Annotated in this window: 2 protein-coding genes; both read left to right on the forward strand. The window is 34.2% G+C overall.

Annotated elements, in window-relative coordinates:
* The coding region (rnpA, locus tag ACS8FC_RS17665; protein WP_439297748.1) for a ribonuclease P protein component at positions 1-267 on the forward strand (267 nt) is incomplete at its 5' end.
* A 1-nt stretch (position 268) separates the two neighbouring features.
* Positions 269-643, forward strand: coding sequence for a membrane protein insertion efficiency factor YidD (gene yidD, locus ACS8FC_RS17670; protein ID WP_439297749.1), 375 nt, complete (start codon positions 269-271; stop codon positions 641-643).
* Positions 644-695 lie beyond the last annotated feature (52 nt).

Consider the following 695-nt stretch of genomic DNA (forward strand, 5'->3'; position numbering starts at 1 on the left):
ATACATCAGAGTCACTTGATGGCGTTTGTGAGACCCAGTGCCTGTGAAAAGCCACGTATCGGTATGGCGATTACTAAGCGTAAAGTACCTACTGCTGTCGCTCGAAATTTGATTAAACGACATATCCGTGAGCAGTTCCGTACAAAAGCTTTTAAAATAGAAAATAAAGATATTGTTTTTATAGTAAAAAAATCAATAAAAGGTATAAATAATAAAGAATTAAAAAACGAAATAAATAATATATTTAAAAAAATAGAAAAAAAATAAAATGAAAATTTTATTAAAATTAATAAATAAAATAATTTATAGTTTTGTATTAAATATAATAAAGTTTTATCAAAAAATAATTAGCCCTATCATACCTGCTCGCTGCCGTTACTATCCCACCTGTTCAAATTATGGTAAACAAGCTTTGGCGTGGCATGGTACTCGTGCAGGTAGTTGGTTGCTGTTAAAACGTCTTAGCAGATGTCATCCGCTTGGTGGACACGGCATTGACTTTGTCCCGCTCCCTTTATCTTCTTATCGCTATAATTACTTGTCCTTTACTGATATATCCAATAGCAATGCTCAAGGACTGGGCGTTTACCGAGATCGTCAGGGTTATGTGCCACGTCTTAACCACTTAATGAAGACAACCTGAAAATCACAACTTCGGGCTTTAGATATCATCTTCAATGACTTACCCACAAGTT

It is taken from the genome of Psychrobacter sp. 1Y4 (genome assembly GCF_051847555.1).

Excerpts from the sequence above, each read along its gene's own strand:
- yidD (WP_439297749.1), top strand. The coding sequence starts at position 269 with ATGAAAATTTTATTAAAATTAATAAATAAAATAATTTATAGTTTTGTA.